Annotated in this window: 14 protein-coding genes; 4 read left to right on the forward strand and 10 right to left on the reverse strand. The window is 29.9% G+C overall.

Annotation, left to right across the window (positions count from 1 at the left end; genetic code table 11):
- Positions 1-64: 64 nt before the first annotated feature.
- Entirely contained in the window at positions 65-1,360 is a 1,296-nt protein-coding gene (locus KQH81_RS12025; RefSeq protein ID WP_035771100.1) for an aminotransferase class V-fold PLP-dependent enzyme, read from the reverse strand.
- 105 nt (positions 1,361-1,465) lie between these two features.
- On the opposite strand from KQH81_RS12025, the gene KQH81_RS12030 reads away from it, so the two are divergent.
- Entirely contained in the window at positions 1,466-2,068 is a 603-nt protein-coding gene (locus KQH81_RS12030; RefSeq protein WP_027639575.1) for a hypothetical protein, read from the forward strand.
- A gap of 59 nt (positions 2,069-2,127) precedes the next feature.
- Here KQH81_RS12030 and KQH81_RS12035 read toward each other — a convergent pair whose 3' ends face one another.
- Complete coding sequence (locus KQH81_RS12035) at positions 2,128-3,891, reverse strand: DUF2207 domain-containing protein (RefSeq protein WP_027639576.1); 1,764 nt, start codon at positions 3,889-3,891, stop codon at positions 2,128-2,130.
- Between the two features lie 178 nt (positions 3,892-4,069).
- On the opposite strand from KQH81_RS12035, the gene abc-f reads away from it, so the two are divergent.
- On the forward strand, positions 4,070-5,986 hold the full coding sequence (gene abc-f, locus KQH81_RS12040; protein WP_027639577.1) for a ribosomal protection-like ABC-F family protein: 1,917 nt from the start codon (positions 4,070-4,072) through the stop codon (positions 5,984-5,986).
- 121 nt (positions 5,987-6,107) lie between these two features.
- Here abc-f and KQH81_RS12045 read toward each other — a convergent pair whose 3' ends face one another.
- The 7 genes from KQH81_RS12045 to tsaD form a co-directional block, all read right to left on the reverse strand.
- Positions 6,108-6,278, reverse strand: a complete 171-nt coding sequence (locus tag KQH81_RS12045) for a hypothetical protein (protein ID WP_155850330.1) — start codon at positions 6,276-6,278, stop codon at positions 6,108-6,110.
- A 135-nt stretch (positions 6,279-6,413) separates the two neighbouring features.
- A complete protein-coding gene (locus tag KQH81_RS12050) occupies positions 6,414-7,067 on the reverse strand; it encodes a Rossmann-fold NAD(P)-binding domain-containing protein (RefSeq protein ID WP_051196327.1) in 654 nt (217 codons plus the stop codon).
- 192 nt (positions 7,068-7,259) lie between these two features.
- Positions 7,260-8,567: a S1C family serine protease gene (locus KQH81_RS12055; protein ID WP_051196328.1), complete on the reverse strand. Its 1,308-nt coding sequence runs from the start codon at positions 8,565-8,567 to the stop codon at positions 7,260-7,262.
- A 179-nt stretch (positions 8,568-8,746) separates the two neighbouring features.
- A complete protein-coding gene (locus tag KQH81_RS12060; RefSeq protein WP_230028330.1) occupies positions 8,747-9,622 on the reverse strand; it encodes a MutS-related protein in 876 nt (291 codons plus the stop codon).
- A 33-nt stretch (positions 9,623-9,655) separates the two neighbouring features.
- Complete coding sequence (locus KQH81_RS12065) at positions 9,656-10,393, reverse strand: hypothetical protein (protein ID WP_230028331.1); 738 nt, start codon at positions 10,391-10,393, stop codon at positions 9,656-9,658.
- Between the two features lie 12 nt (positions 10,394-10,405).
- Positions 10,406-11,392 carry an alpha/beta fold hydrolase gene (locus KQH81_RS12070; RefSeq protein WP_027639579.1) on the reverse strand — a complete coding sequence of 329 codons (987 nt, stop codon included), beginning with the start codon at positions 11,390-11,392 and terminating at the stop codon, positions 10,406-10,408.
- A 27-nt stretch (positions 11,393-11,419) separates the two neighbouring features.
- Positions 11,420-12,439 (reverse strand): tRNA (adenosine(37)-N6)-threonylcarbamoyltransferase complex transferase subunit TsaD, encoded by a 1,020-nt coding sequence (gene tsaD, locus KQH81_RS12075; RefSeq protein WP_027639580.1) that lies wholly within the window; start codon positions 12,437-12,439, stop codon positions 11,420-11,422.
- 254 nt (positions 12,440-12,693) lie between these two features.
- On the opposite strand from tsaD, the gene KQH81_RS12080 reads away from it, so the two are divergent.
- Positions 12,694-13,320 (forward strand): RusA family crossover junction endodeoxyribonuclease, encoded by a 627-nt coding sequence (locus tag KQH81_RS12080; RefSeq protein ID WP_027639581.1) that lies wholly within the window; start codon positions 12,694-12,696, stop codon positions 13,318-13,320.
- On the opposite strand, the gene KQH81_RS12085 is transcribed toward KQH81_RS12080, so the two are convergent.
- Positions 13,317-14,111, reverse strand: coding sequence for a hypothetical protein (locus KQH81_RS12085; protein WP_027639582.1), 795 nt, complete (start codon positions 14,109-14,111; stop codon positions 13,317-13,319). The two genes, KQH81_RS12080 and KQH81_RS12085, sit on opposite strands and share 4 nt — an antisense overlap.
- A gap of 45 nt (positions 14,112-14,156) precedes the next feature.
- On the opposite strand from KQH81_RS12085, the gene KQH81_RS12090 reads away from it, so the two are divergent.
- A complete protein-coding gene (locus KQH81_RS12090) occupies positions 14,157-14,738 on the forward strand; it encodes a GDSL-type esterase/lipase family protein (protein WP_035771102.1) in 582 nt (193 codons plus the stop codon).
- Positions 14,739-14,817: the final 79 nt, after the last annotated feature.

Below are 14,817 nucleotides of genomic sequence, written 5' to 3' on the forward strand. Positions count from 1 at the left end.
CAGTATAACAAATCATTCAAAAAGGATATTAGCCTAGGATTTTGTCCATTCCTAGGCTTATTTTTTACATTCTTATATTATTTGCAACACATATTTTATATATTGCCTCTGTAAATCTATCCACTTCTCTTTTAGTATTATACATGGCAAGGCTAGCCCGTATGAGTCCAGGCTTCTCTAAATTAGGGTTTTTCAAAAACTTTTCCATATCACTTTCAGATATATTTAAAAGTTTTTCTACATATGGATGAGCACAAAAACACCCATTTCTCACGGCTATCCCAAAAGTATTTGACAAAGTTTCTGCAACATAACTATGACTTAATTTTGGAATAGTAAAGCTAACAATTCCAACCTTGTTATTAACATCTTCTGGACCATAAATTTTTACAGGAAGTTGACTCAAGTTATTCATCAAATATCTAGTAAGATTCCTTTCTTCCATATAAAGTTCATCTAATCCTAGAGAATTAAACATATTAATCGAAGCCATAAGTGACACAACTCCTAATACATTGGGCGTTCCAGCTTCATCTTTCATAGGTAAATCATCCCATATAACTTTACTTGGAGTAACTATTTTTATAGTTCCACCACCAGAATATTCAGGAGCACCATTTTCTAACAAATCTTTTCTTCCAATTATTGCACCTATTCCAAAAGGAGCATACATCTTATGAGCTGAAAATACAAGGTAATCTATATCTTCTGTCCTGCTGTTTCCTCTCATGCTAATCTTTTTATGAGGTACGTATTGAGCTCCATCCACTACTATTAGTGCACCAGCTTCATGAGCCATTTTCGCTATAAAATGGATGTCATTTATTGCACCAGTTACATTTGATGCTGCTGTTACAGTAACTAATCTTAGTTTTCCTTTGTATTTCATTATTTTTTTCTTTAAGTCGAAAATATTTAAAGTCCCATCTTCATTCACATCTACATAATCGATAATACATTTGCTCCTCCATGGCAAATCATTTGAGTGATGCTCCATGCTTGTAGAAAGTACCACATCGTTTCTGCTTTTTATAAGTCTATATGAGAGTTTATTCAAGCCCTCAGTTGTATTTTTTACATATATGACTGTGTATTTATTTTTATCTGCATTTACAAATTCCAAAACTCTCTCACGAGATCTATCATAAAGTTCTGTTGTTTTTATAGATTTATATCCTGTTCCTCTGTGTATTGAAGAATACCACGGTGCAAATCTTTCAATACCTTCTAGCCCATATAATAATGGAGGAGTTGTAGCTGCATTATCAAAATTAATTCCAGTTGCCATAATTCCATTCTTAAGAGGTACTTTATTTTCTATTCCTGGAAATAAGTTTCTAATCTTCTGTTTATCATACATATATATTCCTCCTTAAATTTTTAATATTTTCCATATTTTTGTTAACATTATCCTTCTTATAACATATTATATATTGTAGTTATTTACAGTTTTGGAGGTTATTTTATGGTTCCTAATAAATTTAAGTCTTATGGAGAAGATGATTTTAGTGAATTTAACTTTTATCCTATTGATAATGAGAATTTTTCAGATGAATATGGAGGTTTTCATAACATAAATGCTATTGACTCAAACACTTTTGACACATTAAATAATAGCTTTGATTTTAAATCATCTCCAACGAGTTCAATGATGGATAGCGATTTTATACCTTTTAACACTGTTTTCGCTTCTTCTGTGATTCCTTTTGGAAGTGGAACGACTTATGAAAATAAATCTTTACCTAATACTCAAAATATTCCACAAGACCCTACTTTGTTAAAAGATATAGAAAATAATGTTTTAAATCATACTTATGAAGATATAGCAAGAGAAAATAGTTCTACACCTTTGGACATAACTTCATCTAAACCATCTTATGAAAAAGAAGCTGAGGATGTAACAAAAATTGTGGACATATATGAAATTGAACGAATTTTAAACAATGTCGAGGATAAGAATCCTTTGATAATTCAGACTTTATTAGCTCAAACAAATTCCTACCCATCTATGAGAATTCTTCTTAGAAGAATTATAAAATTATCATTAAAATATCATTATGAAAAATAATAATAGGAGTACTGTAAAATACACAAAATATTTTACAGTACTCCTATTAATTTCTTATATTAAAATCCGCCAGCACCACCGCCGCCGACACCTCCACCGCCGCCGGTAGAGATATTACCATTCATGGAACTGCCTCCAAAACTTGTGCTTGTTAAATATATAAAAGAATGTCCTTTTGTAAATGCATCAACTGCAAAATAATTAGTGAGCCATAAATTATCCTTATACTCCTCACTATTCATAGCAAAGTTCTTAAATGACTTAAATATATCTGGACCTACCCCTAATGCTATAAAATATGGCATATACAAATCTAAAGGGTATTCCTTTGATATATCTTTAAAGCTCTTTTTCTCAAATTTTTCTCTCAAATATTTCCACGAAGCCTTTTCTCTACATCCCTCATCTGTCATCCTTATAAAACAGCACATAGCTAATATAAATATAATTACAGATTCTAATATCCCTAGAATACCTAAAACTATACTATAATTTATACAAAGTCCTATTGATATTAAAAGTTCAATTATAAAGAATGTGATTAGAATACCTCCAAGTCCATAATTACTTTTATCTCTATATCCCAAAGATCTATATTCTTTTCTTATTTCTGTTAACCACTTATTGAATCCTTCTAAAAATCCACTCTTATAATCCTTCATCTGCTTTTCTATTTCATCTGTTGATGTCTTAGAAGTATTTCTGCTTATCTCTCTAAGCCACTTTAAAAAATATTTTTCATGATTTCTAAGCTCTGACCAATTACCTTCTTTTAACTTTATAATATAATTATTTTTATTTTCCTCATCGCCTTCAAGGTCAATATATCCCTTTTGACTCAAATCTAATATGGTTCCAATAAACACCTCACCATTTCCCATAATCCCTGTAAGCATTGCTGCTATTGCAGGTGTACATAATTTGGGTTTTATAGTTTTGTCTATATGTCCTTTTTTGTTTTTTCTATAAAAGAAAATTATAAGAGGTATATTTATTACAGTGAAAACTAAAAATAGATTTTTCATTACTTTTCCAAAAAATATTTTATTAGCTTCCTTTTTGGCTATAGCTTCATCATATTTTTTTTCTTTGTCCATTATTCTCTGCTTGCCATCATAATTTTCTACTTTAGATGCGCTTTTTAAAACATCTTTAGAAAACACTACTCTTGCTGATACAAAATCCCTTGAATTCAAATCAGATATTTCAAAAGATATACCTATATTGTTATCCGACATAGCATCATATCTTTTATTTCCTCTTACATATGACTGTAAGGGCTCATTTGAACTTTTAGGAAGAACTATTGAACCTTTAAATCTTTTTACTGCACTCTCATACCCTTTATCCCAAAAATTAAAATATAGCTCACCTACGTCATTATACAAAACTGCACAATTCTTAAGTTTATAAGTAAATTTAAAATTTCTTGTGACATTCTTTGACGGTACAAATATCTGAACTCTATATAAATTTTTTTTCTTTTCTTCAACCTTGTATGTGCCATAATCGCCTTTTTTAGCTTTTTCATTGTAATAAAATTCATTTTCTGTTCCGTTATCAACTAGATATGCTTTAAACTCCTCTATTCCTCCAGTTCCATTAACCGATAAATCTCTAAAAGCTCCATTAAACTTACCATTAAATTTCATAGAAAGATTTTCTTCCACATATACATCGCCATTTTCTAAAAGATTAACTTTCATATTCACATTTTCTATAGTAACCTCATCGCTAGCATAAGCTTTAACAGATGGATACATTATAAAAATTATAGCTACTATGATAGCATAAAAAAATACTTTTATTCTTTTTCCCCTCATTTTATTAACTCCCTCCTTCATCTTAAAATACAATGTACTTATATTATACTTTGAAAGTGACAAGTCTATCTTAATTAAATCTTAAAATAATTTTATCTCTCTTTAATGTGATTTGCCATAAACCTCATTAAAATAGTATAATATTTATAATACTGTATTAGATAAAGGCGGTTTTTTTATGATAGTAATTGGATGTAAAGATATAGTTAAAAGCTATGGAATAGATATAGTTTTAGATAAAGTCACCTTTAATATCAATGAAGGTGACAAAATAGGTCTTATTGGTGCTAATGGTACTGGTAAGTCTACATTGTTTAAAATCATTGCAGGAATCTTAGATCAAGACAGTGGAGATCTGTTTATAGATAAGAATAAAACTCTAGGCTATTTAGCTCAGCACCTCTCTTTAAACAATGAAAATACAATTTATGAAGAAGTATTAAGTGTATTTCAAGATCTTTTAGATATGGAGATTAAGCTTAAAGATTTAGAAGTCAAAATGGGAGAACCTTATGACCCGGCAAAAGCCAACTACCATGATAAACTTATAAAGGACTATACAACTCTTACTGAAGTTTATGAAAATCGTGGTGGATATACATATAAAGGAACTATATCAAGAGTTCTTAATGGACTTGGATTTAGTGATGATGATTTTGAGAAACCTATAACTATATTGAGTGGTGGTCAAAAAACAAGAGTTGCTCTTTGTAAACTCCTTCTTCAAAATCCTGATATACTTCTTTTAGATGAACCTACAAATCATTTAGATTTAGAAGCTATAGAATGGCTTGAAGATTATCTTAAAACCTATAAAGGAACTGTACTTGTAATATCTCACGATAGATTTTTCTTAGATTCCATATGTAACGGAACTTATGAACTTATAGGAAAAAAAGTTCAATGTTATAATGCTCCATACACTAAGTTTTTAGAACTTAGAAAAAAAGTTATTGAAGCTCAGCTTAAAGCATATAATCTTCAACAAGCAGAGATAAAGCGTCAAGAAGAAATAATAGAGAAATTTAGATCATTTAATAGAGAGAAAAGCATACGTGCTGCAGAAAGCCGTCAAAAGTCTTTGGACAAAATGGACCGTTTAGATGCTCCTATTAAGGAAGCTAAAGGCTCTTCAATAAAGTTTGAAACGCAAATAAAGAGCGGAAATGATGTGCTATACATAGAGAATTTAAAGAAATCTTTTGGTGATCATCTTTTGTTTTCTAATGTAAATATGGATATAAAACGCAGTGAAAAAATAGCTCTTATAGGTGAAAATGGACGAGGCAAAACTACATTATTTAAAATGATAATGGATATGGAAACTCAGGATTGTGGCACCAAGGTTTTGGGTAAAAACGTCTTTATAGGTTATTATGATCAGGAGCAAAAAAACCTTGATGAATCAAAAACCATACTTGATGAAGTATGGGATGATTTTCCTACACTTACTACTACAGAAATAAGAAATGCCCTTGCAGCTTTCTTATTTAAAGGCGATGATGTATTTAAAGAAATTCATCTTTTAAGCGGTGGAGAAAAATGCAGGATAAATCTACTAAAACTTATGCTTTCAAAATCAAATTTACTGCTTCTAGATGAACCTACAAATCATCTAGATATATTGTCAAGAGAAGCTTTAGAAGAAGCCATACTAAACTATGATGGAACACTTATAGTAATATCTCATGATAGATACTTCTTAAATAAGGTTATTCATAGAATACTTGAACTTAATGAAAATGGCCTTAAAGAATACCTTGGAAATTACTCTTATTATGCAGAAAAAAAGAAAAATCCTAATCGATATGAAGGATTAGAATCTACAGAGCATAAAAGTAAAACTCAGATAAATGATGAAAAGAAAAAGAAACGTGAAGCAGAAAGAGCCGCAAAGGCTAAAGCAGCAGAGATAAAATCTATTGAAACTACAATATCTAAGGGCGAGGAAAAACTTGAAGAGCTTCAACAACAGCTATGTCTTGAAGAAGTATACTCCAACCCTACAAAATCACAAGAAGTTAATAAAGAGATAGCTTCTCTGCAAAATGAAATTGAAGATTTATACATGAAATGGGAAGAACTATCCGAATAAATCAAAATATAATTTTAAGTCATCAAATATTTTAGTGAAAGCTTCTAAATTATTTGATGACTAATCATATAACAAAACAAGTGCACTAAAAAATGCACTTGTTTTGTTATATATGTTTTTCTTATCCAATAGTATGAATTATCCCCTTATAACTCTTTACAAACTTCCATCCATCATTCAAAGAATTGCTTTCAAATACAGCTTTCATTGCTCCACTAGAACCTTGACCAAGCGTTAAGGTATAAACTCCATCTTTAAATGTTAATGAATCTATATCACTTATATAACTCACACTTTTGTCTAAAGTATTCCAAGGAAATTAAATACATAGTTTATAAAGAATATAATCTTAAATGTGGTTTGATTAAAAAATTAAAGAGAAAAGTTAAATAACGTTTTTCTCTTTATACAAAGACTATATAAGTCATTAGTTTCTCATGAACGGCCCATTTTGAAGCTCTTCAACATGTTGATATTCTATTTCCCCTCCTTCATAAGTGAATTGTATGCCGTCTATCCATTTTCCTTCATACTTTCTTTGTAGAAGATTTTCTTTTAGTAAAGTGCATGTCATGCTTCCTCCAGTACTACCTTGAAAGAAATCTCTATTCCACATCTTATTATTTTCTGGATTTTCTTTCAAATTTACAATAGCAATTTGACCACTTGCTGTAGTTGATATAGATTTAACTTCTATAGGTAAACCAGCAAAATATCTTTTTGATATTTCATTTGCTGCCAACTGTAATTTATCCTTTAAAGATTCACTGTCATCAATTGATATTTTCACTAAATTTATAGGTTTTAACGTATTATCATCCACATAGTGAAGAGTTATATTTCTGATGATTTTCTCAGTATTTGCATTTTTAACATCTTTAGAATCAACTTTATTGTTATTAACTATATTTTCTTTAGACTTAGTGTTTTCAACATAAACTTTTGAACTCTCTTCTTTTATTATTGCTATCTCATTATCTACTTGATTATTTTCTTCTTTTAAACTTTCTTGACTACTGCATCCGGTAACAAATAATATAAGGGTGGCAATTAATACAGAATATAGCATTGATTTTTTCATTGTTAGTCACCTCTTGTAATAATAAATATCTTATATTTTTAGTATACATATGCTTTTTATTTATATATATGCTATTTCAGTATCAAAGAGGTTAAAATAAGGTTACTTTTTTAGAATTGTAAATTTTCTATATTTAATTATATAAAACTGCCCTTATAAATGTTGAAGATTACATTTATAAGGGCTTATATATTACTTTGACTCTTCTAATGTTAATTCTATAGTCTTTTCCTTTCCATCTCTTAATATGCCAACTTTTACTGTATCTCCAGCATTTTTCTTAGCTTTGATTTCATTTATATCATTAACTGAAGTCACCTTTTTACCATCAAAACTTGTTATTATATCATAGATTTTTAATCCTGACTTTTCTGCTGGACTGAATTCAGATACCTCTAAAACAAGTACACCTTCACTTGCTGGAAGTTTATTTTCCTTTGCTATAGTCTCAGTTAAATCTCTTCCACCTATTCCAATTTTAAGCATAGGCTTCATGAGTGATTCAATCTTTGGCTTTATCTCATTTATTGGAATAGAAAATCCTATACCTTCTACCCCTGATGAACTAATCTTTGCGGTATTTATTCCTATTACCTGTCCCTTTGCATTTATAAGAGGACCACCACTATTTCCTTGATTTATAGCTGCATCAGTTTGAATGAAGTTTAATGTTTTGCCATTTGAATCTGTAGTAAGCTGTCTATTTACTGAACTTACTATACCTGATGTTACAGTTCCTGAAAATTCTTTTCCTAATGGATTTCCTATGGCTATGACCTGTTGTCCTTTCATAAGCTGATCAGAATCTCCAAGTTCTGCTACTCCTGGCATCTTAACACCTTCATCTGTTATCTTTACTACAGCTACATCTCTTACTTGGTCATAATTGACTACTTTTGCGTTGACTTCTTTGCTACTTTCACCATCTTGAATTATTACCTTTACCTCTTGTGCGCCTTCTATAACATGGTAATTTGTAAGTACATATCCCTCATTGCTTATTATTACTCCCGATCCAATACCTTGCTTAATCTTACCTCCATAGAACATATCTTGAGATACACTAGTTGTTGCAACTCCAACAACTGCAGGTTCTACTCTTGCTATAACTTCTGGAAGAGTCAAATCTCCCTTTTCATCTGCAAAGCTTGCTACAGGGCCGTAATAATTATTGCTTTTTAAAGATTTATATAAAGCTGTATTTTTAAATGCTTCACTCTTAGGTGCTACATATAATACTCCTCCAACTCCTGCAAAACCTCCTATAACTGCTGCTATAAGTCCTACTGCAACATAAGACATATATCCTCTCTTTTTTTTAGTCTTAATCTTTTTAGTTTCCTTTAACGGCTCCTCATTAACTTTAAATTCTTTAAACTCATCCTTATTGTCATTTTCAAATATAAATCCACTATTGCTGCTATTATTGTTTTGATTATTTTCATTTTTAATATTGTCCATGTTCATATTTTCATTATTGCTTCCATAATTATTATCCATTATAAGTCCTCCTCAATTATATATCAATTTTTATTATTTCCTTTTCACAAGATAATAGTATTATTCTTTTGTGACAGTTTTATGACAACAAAGAATAAATATATGTTTTTACAACTTATTAATACTTCGTTAACAATAAAAAGACCAGAATAAATTTTATATTTATTCTGGTAAAAATTCTAAATAGCATTTTCTTCGTCTATTCTCTTTTCTGCATTTGTTATTATTGTATCTGGATAACCTAAATACTTTAAAAGCTTTATAGCATTTCTAGTGTTAGATACTCCTTCTTTTATAGTATAGTCAAAATCAAGTCCATCTTCCTCTGATACTAGTTCACTGAAATAATATGAATTATAATATTTCTTAACTATTTCAGTGAGTTCTAAATCATGAGTTGCTACTAATGCAATTGCATTATGCTCCATAAGGTAATTCAAAATTTCTGCTGAAGCACTTATCCTTTCTATTGGATTTGTACCTCTAAAAATTTCATCTATTATACAAAGTACAGGAATTTCCTCTTCAACTGACATCAAAATTCTTCTCACAGCTTCTGCTTCACCAAGATAATAGCTCTTACCTTGCTCAATATCATCCTTAGGACTTATAGAGGTCATTATCTTGAAGAAATCTCCTTGATATTTATCTGCCATTACAGTACATAAAGTTTGTGCCATTAACACATTTACTCCAACAGTCCTTAAATAAGTTGATTTACCTGACATATTTGATCCAGTTAATATTATTCCTTTTGGTCCAATATGTATTGGATTAGGGACTCCATCTTCTATAAGAGGATTTACTGCATTAACTGCTGTTATAGTTTTGCTTCCCTTAACAAATTCAGGTACAGAAAATAATTTCGAATTTTCTCTATACATGGCTACAGAAATAAATGCATCTATTTCTCCTAAAACAGAATAAATATTCTTTATCTCTTCAAGAGAGTTACTTATATTGCCCATTATCTTGTAATAAGCACGCCCTTGCATCAAAAATACTGAATTTATGTAATCTCCTATAAAATCGAGACCTTCAATTCTTCCAACCATAGAAGAATTTTTCAGTATAACATCTGCTACGGCTTAATTCTCTTTTAATATTTTTTTATAGTCCTCCAAAACTCCATCTTCCATATCACAAAGTTTAGAGGATGCCTTTGCTATGCTCGATAAATAGGTTATTGCTTTAACGCTTCCTTGTATTTCTTTATTCAAATTATGATGAAGATACATATTTATTATAGAAATCATTATAAGCATGAAAACTCCCTGCATACCTAAAAACACTATCGAAATGGCAGCTGCAATAGCTAAAGTAGAAAATAAATCATAAATCTTCTTTTTATTAAAATTTATTTTTTCTGTACTGTATAGAAGATCTAGTATTTCACCACTATTTTGCCTTCCCATCCTAGCTAATATTTCTCTTATATGATCCCTAGACTCTTTATTGTTTTGAAAAAAATCTATTATCTCATTTCTATGGAGTAAAAGCTTTTTATCCATCTCTGGATATCTTAAAAGCTCGTACAATCGTTGTTCACCTGGAGTTGTTAATGTCATGTCTAGATTTCTAAACACTTTATCCATCTCTAAGTCACTCCATGTCTGATCATCTATGTAATGTCTATTTTCTTCATATTTTAAATTCTTAATGAACAATTTTTTTATACTAATAAAATTTCTTTTTCTTTCCCAAAAATCCTTTGGTGATTTTTTTAAATATGAAAGATCATCGCCTTTCCACTGTTTCTTTTCCCAAAATAATATTCCTACGATTGCTACTACAAAGAAAGCAATTCCTATCCATTGTTGAGGCATAATATTTCCCCTTTACTCTTTATTTGGAAGCCTTGAAATAACATTTTCTATTGCATTTAGAACAACTTCCGAATCATTAATAACTGCTGAAGTTCCTACTCCGTCTATTGCTGCTATCTCTACATGAGAAAAGCCTTTTACCTTTTCCCTATCTTCACTTAAATCATCTGATGCTTTTAAAATTACAGTTTCCTTTTTGCCATCATATATCCAGTTATAATCACTGCTGCTTTCCTTCAAGCCTTTAAGTTCTTTAATCTTCATAGAAGCATATTTAGAGTTCACCCTAAAATTTTTATAAAGTTCTGAATTAGACTTTGATAATCCAGAAACTACATTTTCGTCTAAGTTAATTATCCCTAATTTTTCTGCAATTCTCATCATACCTATTGATCCTAAAAGTTTTTGTCCCCCTAGTGAAGAAGTTATTTTAATCTTATTAAGTGCCCCTATTTCTGTATTTTCTATTGGATTTATAAGCACAACTCCTGCTATTTCATCACCATAAAGCTTATTATATGCATTTACTATAAGTGAACCATATTCATTTCCCACAAACACATAAGGTGGTTTATATTGAGACTTTTGAATAAGTGCATGAAGTTCCTTTGCTTCCTCTTCAGGAGTCCTAGGTTTATCTATCTTTTCACTTCTTCCATAACCTGCTCTATCATAGTAAAGAAACCTCATATTTTTAGGGGTCTTTTTTGTAACATTACTCCACTCTACAGAACCATATCCTGAATTAGATTCCAAAATAACAGTATATCCATTTTGCCCTGTTACATTATAATAAATTTTTGATTCTTCTACCGTTACAGCTCTACTTGGCTTTCTATTATTTGTTTCAATTTTATCTACCTGTACATTTTCATAGAGGTAGCCTCCAAAAATAACTATAAATAATATAAGCACCAGCCATTGTATGAGAATCATCTTATTCCATTTTTTCTTAAGCTTATATTTCTGCATGCTATTTGAATACTGAAGTAATCTCATGATAGTTCCCCTTCTATGATTTTAATATCATCTCTCTCCAAGTTTTAAATTAGGTTTTGCATTTAAATCTAATGATGCCACATTTCCTTTTAAAAATTCAAAGTATGCAGCACTAGCTATCATAGCAGCATTGTCCGTGCACAATATAGGACTTGGGAATAATACATTAATATTTCTTTTATTTCCTTCCTCTATAAGTCTATATCTAAGCTTACTATTTGATGCAACCCCTCCTGCAACAACGATTTTGTCAACATTTTTCTTTTTACAGGCTGTCATAACATTTTCAACTAAAACATCAACTACTGCTTTCTGAAAGGAAGCGGCTACATCAGCCCTATTTATAGTTTCTCCTTTCATGGATGCATTATTTATGTAATTTAATACTGCAGATTTTACTCCGCTGAATGAAAAGTCTAAAGTATCCTCATGAAAATTTGCTTTAGGAAACTTTATAGCATTTTCATTACCTTCTTTTGATATCTTATCAATCTTTGGTCCTCCTGGATACCCAAGACCTATAGCTCTTGCTATCTTGTCATAAGCTTCTCCAGCTGCATCATCTCTAGTCTGACCTAAAACTTCAAACTTTCCGTAATCCTCCATATTTACTATAAATGTATGACCTCCTGATACTACAAGGCACACAAATGGAGGTTGTAACTCTTTATGCTCAATAAAGTTTGCACTTATATGTCCTTCTATATGATTGACTCCTATAAGAGGTTTATTTGTTGAATAAGATAATCCTTTAGCATATTGAAGCCCTACAAGAAGTGCTCCAACTAGTCCTGGTCCATATGTAACTCCTATAGCATCTATATCATCTAAAGTCATCCCTGATTTTTCTAAAGCTTCTTCTACTACACTATTTACTACTTCTATATGTTTTCTTGAAGCTACTTCTGGAACAACTCCTCCAAATTTAGTATGTGTATCTATTTGAGAAGAAATAACATTAGATAAAAGTTCTCTTCCATTTCTAACTACCGCAGCCGCTGTTTCATCACAGCTTGACTCTATGCCTAATATATTTATATCATTCATTAATTTATCATCCTTATCATTTAAATTATCTTCTTAAAGTATTATACTTTATGTATATTTTTTTATCAAACCATATGTTATGAATTTAAGTTATTTGTAAGGATATCATTGACTTTTCTAAAACTTATATCTTATTTAATTTTTATAATATAAAATTTGCTTTCTTATCGCTGAACATATATTCGCATGAGAATTTTTATGCTATAATATTATATATGCCCCATGGCAAATATTTTAATTAGGAGATTACTTATATGAGTAAAAATTACGCAAAAGTTATAGTCAAAGGCTCTCCTATTTCTAAATCCAATTTTAAACTTTTTAATATGCAAGGACGTGCAATTCTTCCTTTTAGCTCTGGAAAATATCATGACAGATATGCTCTTTATGAAGAGGAAATTGCATTAAATGCAAGACTTCAAAACCCCAATTTAGTTTTAGATGAAGCTCTTATAGCAGTATTAAAAGTTTATTATAAAAGTTCAAAGCGCCATCCTGACACTAACAATATAACGAAAAGCATATTTGATGGTATAGAGAAAAGTGGTCTTATAATAAATGACGCTCAAATAAGGAGAATAATAATAGAGGAATTTTACGATAAAGAAAACCCAAGATTCGAATTAGAACTGTATGGTGAAAGTAGCTTTTACATGGAGTACTCAATAAAGGAACGAAGTGAACCTGTAGAAAAGCTTCATTACGCTCCACCACCTAATCGTTCCAAAAGTGTAGCCGATATAAAAACCAAGGAAGAGGACAATCTTTCTAGCGGAGAACTCTGTTCCATCTGTGGGAAGCCATTAACTTCATCAAATAAAGTTTCTGCAAATAAGGGACAGACATTACTATGCAAGGACTGCTTAAAAAAACTCTTTTAAGACAGTCCTTTTTTTTCTTTCAATTTTTTCTCTAAATTTTTTAATTCTTCTTCTAAAAACTTAATCTCCTTCTCAAGAGCTATATTATTTTCATATATGTTCATAGCAACTTCACTTCTCCACTTATCATCTAGGATTTCATCCTTTAAAACAAATGGAAAAGAACTCTTTAATTTTCTTATATTATTTTTTAATTGATTTTTATAATCTTCTATGTTGGTAGTTTCCCACTTATCTTCTGAATAGCTAAAATCTTTTCCCAGGAAATATATCTTTTCTAAAGCTTCTAGATTAAATTCCATATATGCTTTAGATATTTCTTTCCACAACTTAGTTTTATCTTTCCTAATTATAGGATGATAATAAAATATTAGTTTTTTATATATTTCTCTGACTTTTTCTTCATCTATAAGCCCTTTTAAATTTATGTTTCTATAATTTATCACACTATCTAAGGCATTCTCATATTCATTTAATTTCCCATTAAACTCGTAATACCTATTTTTAACCTCTAGCCTTCTATAGTCTTCTAATATATCTTTGCATAGTTCATCACTTATACTGTCTATATTTTCTTTAAGTTTCAAGATATCTGATATGAGTTTACAATTACAATAGATTTCCTTTCCTATTGAATCGGCATATACCTTCCAAATATATGGCATCTCAATAAGCTTTAAATAATCATATTCTTCTATTATATCTACAAGTTCTATTATATAATCTTTAATTTTCTCATCTTCAGTATTGATGTTATAATATAGATTATTAATGTATATACCTCCTCTCATAGTTGTGGGGTCTATGTAATATATATATTTTCAAAGGAGAACAATATGAATAAAATAACGTGCATAGGAGACAGCTTAACTTTTGGTTATGGAGTTTCTAAAGATAAAAAATGGATAGATATTTTGGCAAAGGAACTTCCTCAATATGAAGTTTTAAATAAAGGTGTAAATGGTGATACTACCAGCGGTTTACTTTCAAGATTTTATCAAGATGTAATTTTAAATAAACCTGAAAAGACTATAATAACTATAGGATCTAATGATTTTTTAACAGGTAGAACTGTAGACTCTGCCTTTGAAAATTTAAAGCTTTTAATAAAGGAATCAAAAGAAAATGCTATAGGTACTTTTATTGGAATTGAGCCTCTTATTTGTGCAGACCTTGCAAAAGAATATTGGTGTTCTTATCTTGACTACAGTATTATAAATTCAAAAATAAGCTTATATAGATACAAAATATTGAATTATTGCAAAGAAAAAAGCATAGACTGCATAGATTTTTATGATTTATTTGAAAATCTGAATTCTAAATTAGAAAATCATGATATGTTTTTAGACGGATTGCATCCAAAAGAAGAAATACATAAAATTATGGCAAAGGAAGTTATAAAAATAATTAATAGATAAGAGTGAAGAATAAAAAATTTCGTGTCTTAGGAACGGTTCAGTGTTAAAGTTTAGTGAATACTAAATAAAATTAGTTAAG

It is taken from the genome of Clostridium cadaveris (genome assembly GCF_020911725.1).
GTDB lineage: Bacteria > Bacillota > Clostridia > Clostridiales > Clostridiaceae > Clostridium_X > Clostridium_X cadaveris.

What these genes read in the sequence shown, in the direction of transcription:
- KQH81_RS12050 (WP_051196327.1), bottom strand. Translation starts at nt 7,067, where the DNA reads ATGAAAAAATCAATGCTATATTCTGTATTAATTGCCACCCTTATATTA.
- KQH81_RS12085 (WP_027639582.1), bottom strand. Translation starts at nt 14,111, where the DNA reads ATGAGAGGAGGTATATACATTAATAATCTATATTATAACATCAATACT.
- KQH81_RS12025 (WP_035771100.1), bottom strand. Translation starts at nt 1,360, where the DNA reads ATGTATGATAAACAGAAGATTAGAAACTTATTTCCAGGAATAGAAAAT.
- KQH81_RS12065 (WP_230028331.1), bottom strand. Translation starts at nt 10,393, where the DNA reads ATGCCTCAACAATGGATAGGAATTGCTTTCTTTGTAGTAGCAATCGTA.
- KQH81_RS12055 (WP_051196328.1), bottom strand. Translation starts at nt 8,567, where the DNA reads ATGGATAATAATTATGGAAGCAATAATGAAAATATGAACATGGACAAT.
- KQH81_RS12035 (WP_027639576.1), bottom strand. Translation starts at nt 3,891, where the DNA reads ATGAGGGGAAAAAGAATAAAAGTATTTTTTTATGCTATCATAGTAGCT.
- KQH81_RS12080 (WP_027639581.1), top strand. Translation starts at nt 12,694, where the DNA reads ATGAGTAAAAATTACGCAAAAGTTATAGTCAAAGGCTCTCCTATTTCT.
- KQH81_RS12090 (WP_035771102.1), top strand. Translation starts at nt 14,157, where the DNA reads ATGAATAAAATAACGTGCATAGGAGACAGCTTAACTTTTGGTTATGGA.
- tsaD (WP_027639580.1), bottom strand. Translation starts at nt 12,439, where the DNA reads ATGAATGATATAAATATATTAGGCATAGAGTCAAGCTGTGATGAAACA.
- KQH81_RS12060 (WP_230028330.1), bottom strand. Translation starts at nt 9,622, where the DNA reads ATGGTTGGAAGAATTGAAGGTCTCGATTTTATAGGAGATTACATAAAT.
- KQH81_RS12070 (WP_027639579.1), bottom strand. Translation starts at nt 11,392, where the DNA reads ATGAGATTACTTCAGTATTCAAATAGCATGCAGAAATATAAGCTTAAG.
- KQH81_RS12030 (WP_027639575.1), top strand. Translation starts at nt 1,466, where the DNA reads ATGGTTCCTAATAAATTTAAGTCTTATGGAGAAGATGATTTTAGTGAA.
- abc-f (WP_027639577.1), top strand. Translation starts at nt 4,070, where the DNA reads ATGATAGTAATTGGATGTAAAGATATAGTTAAAAGCTATGGAATAGAT.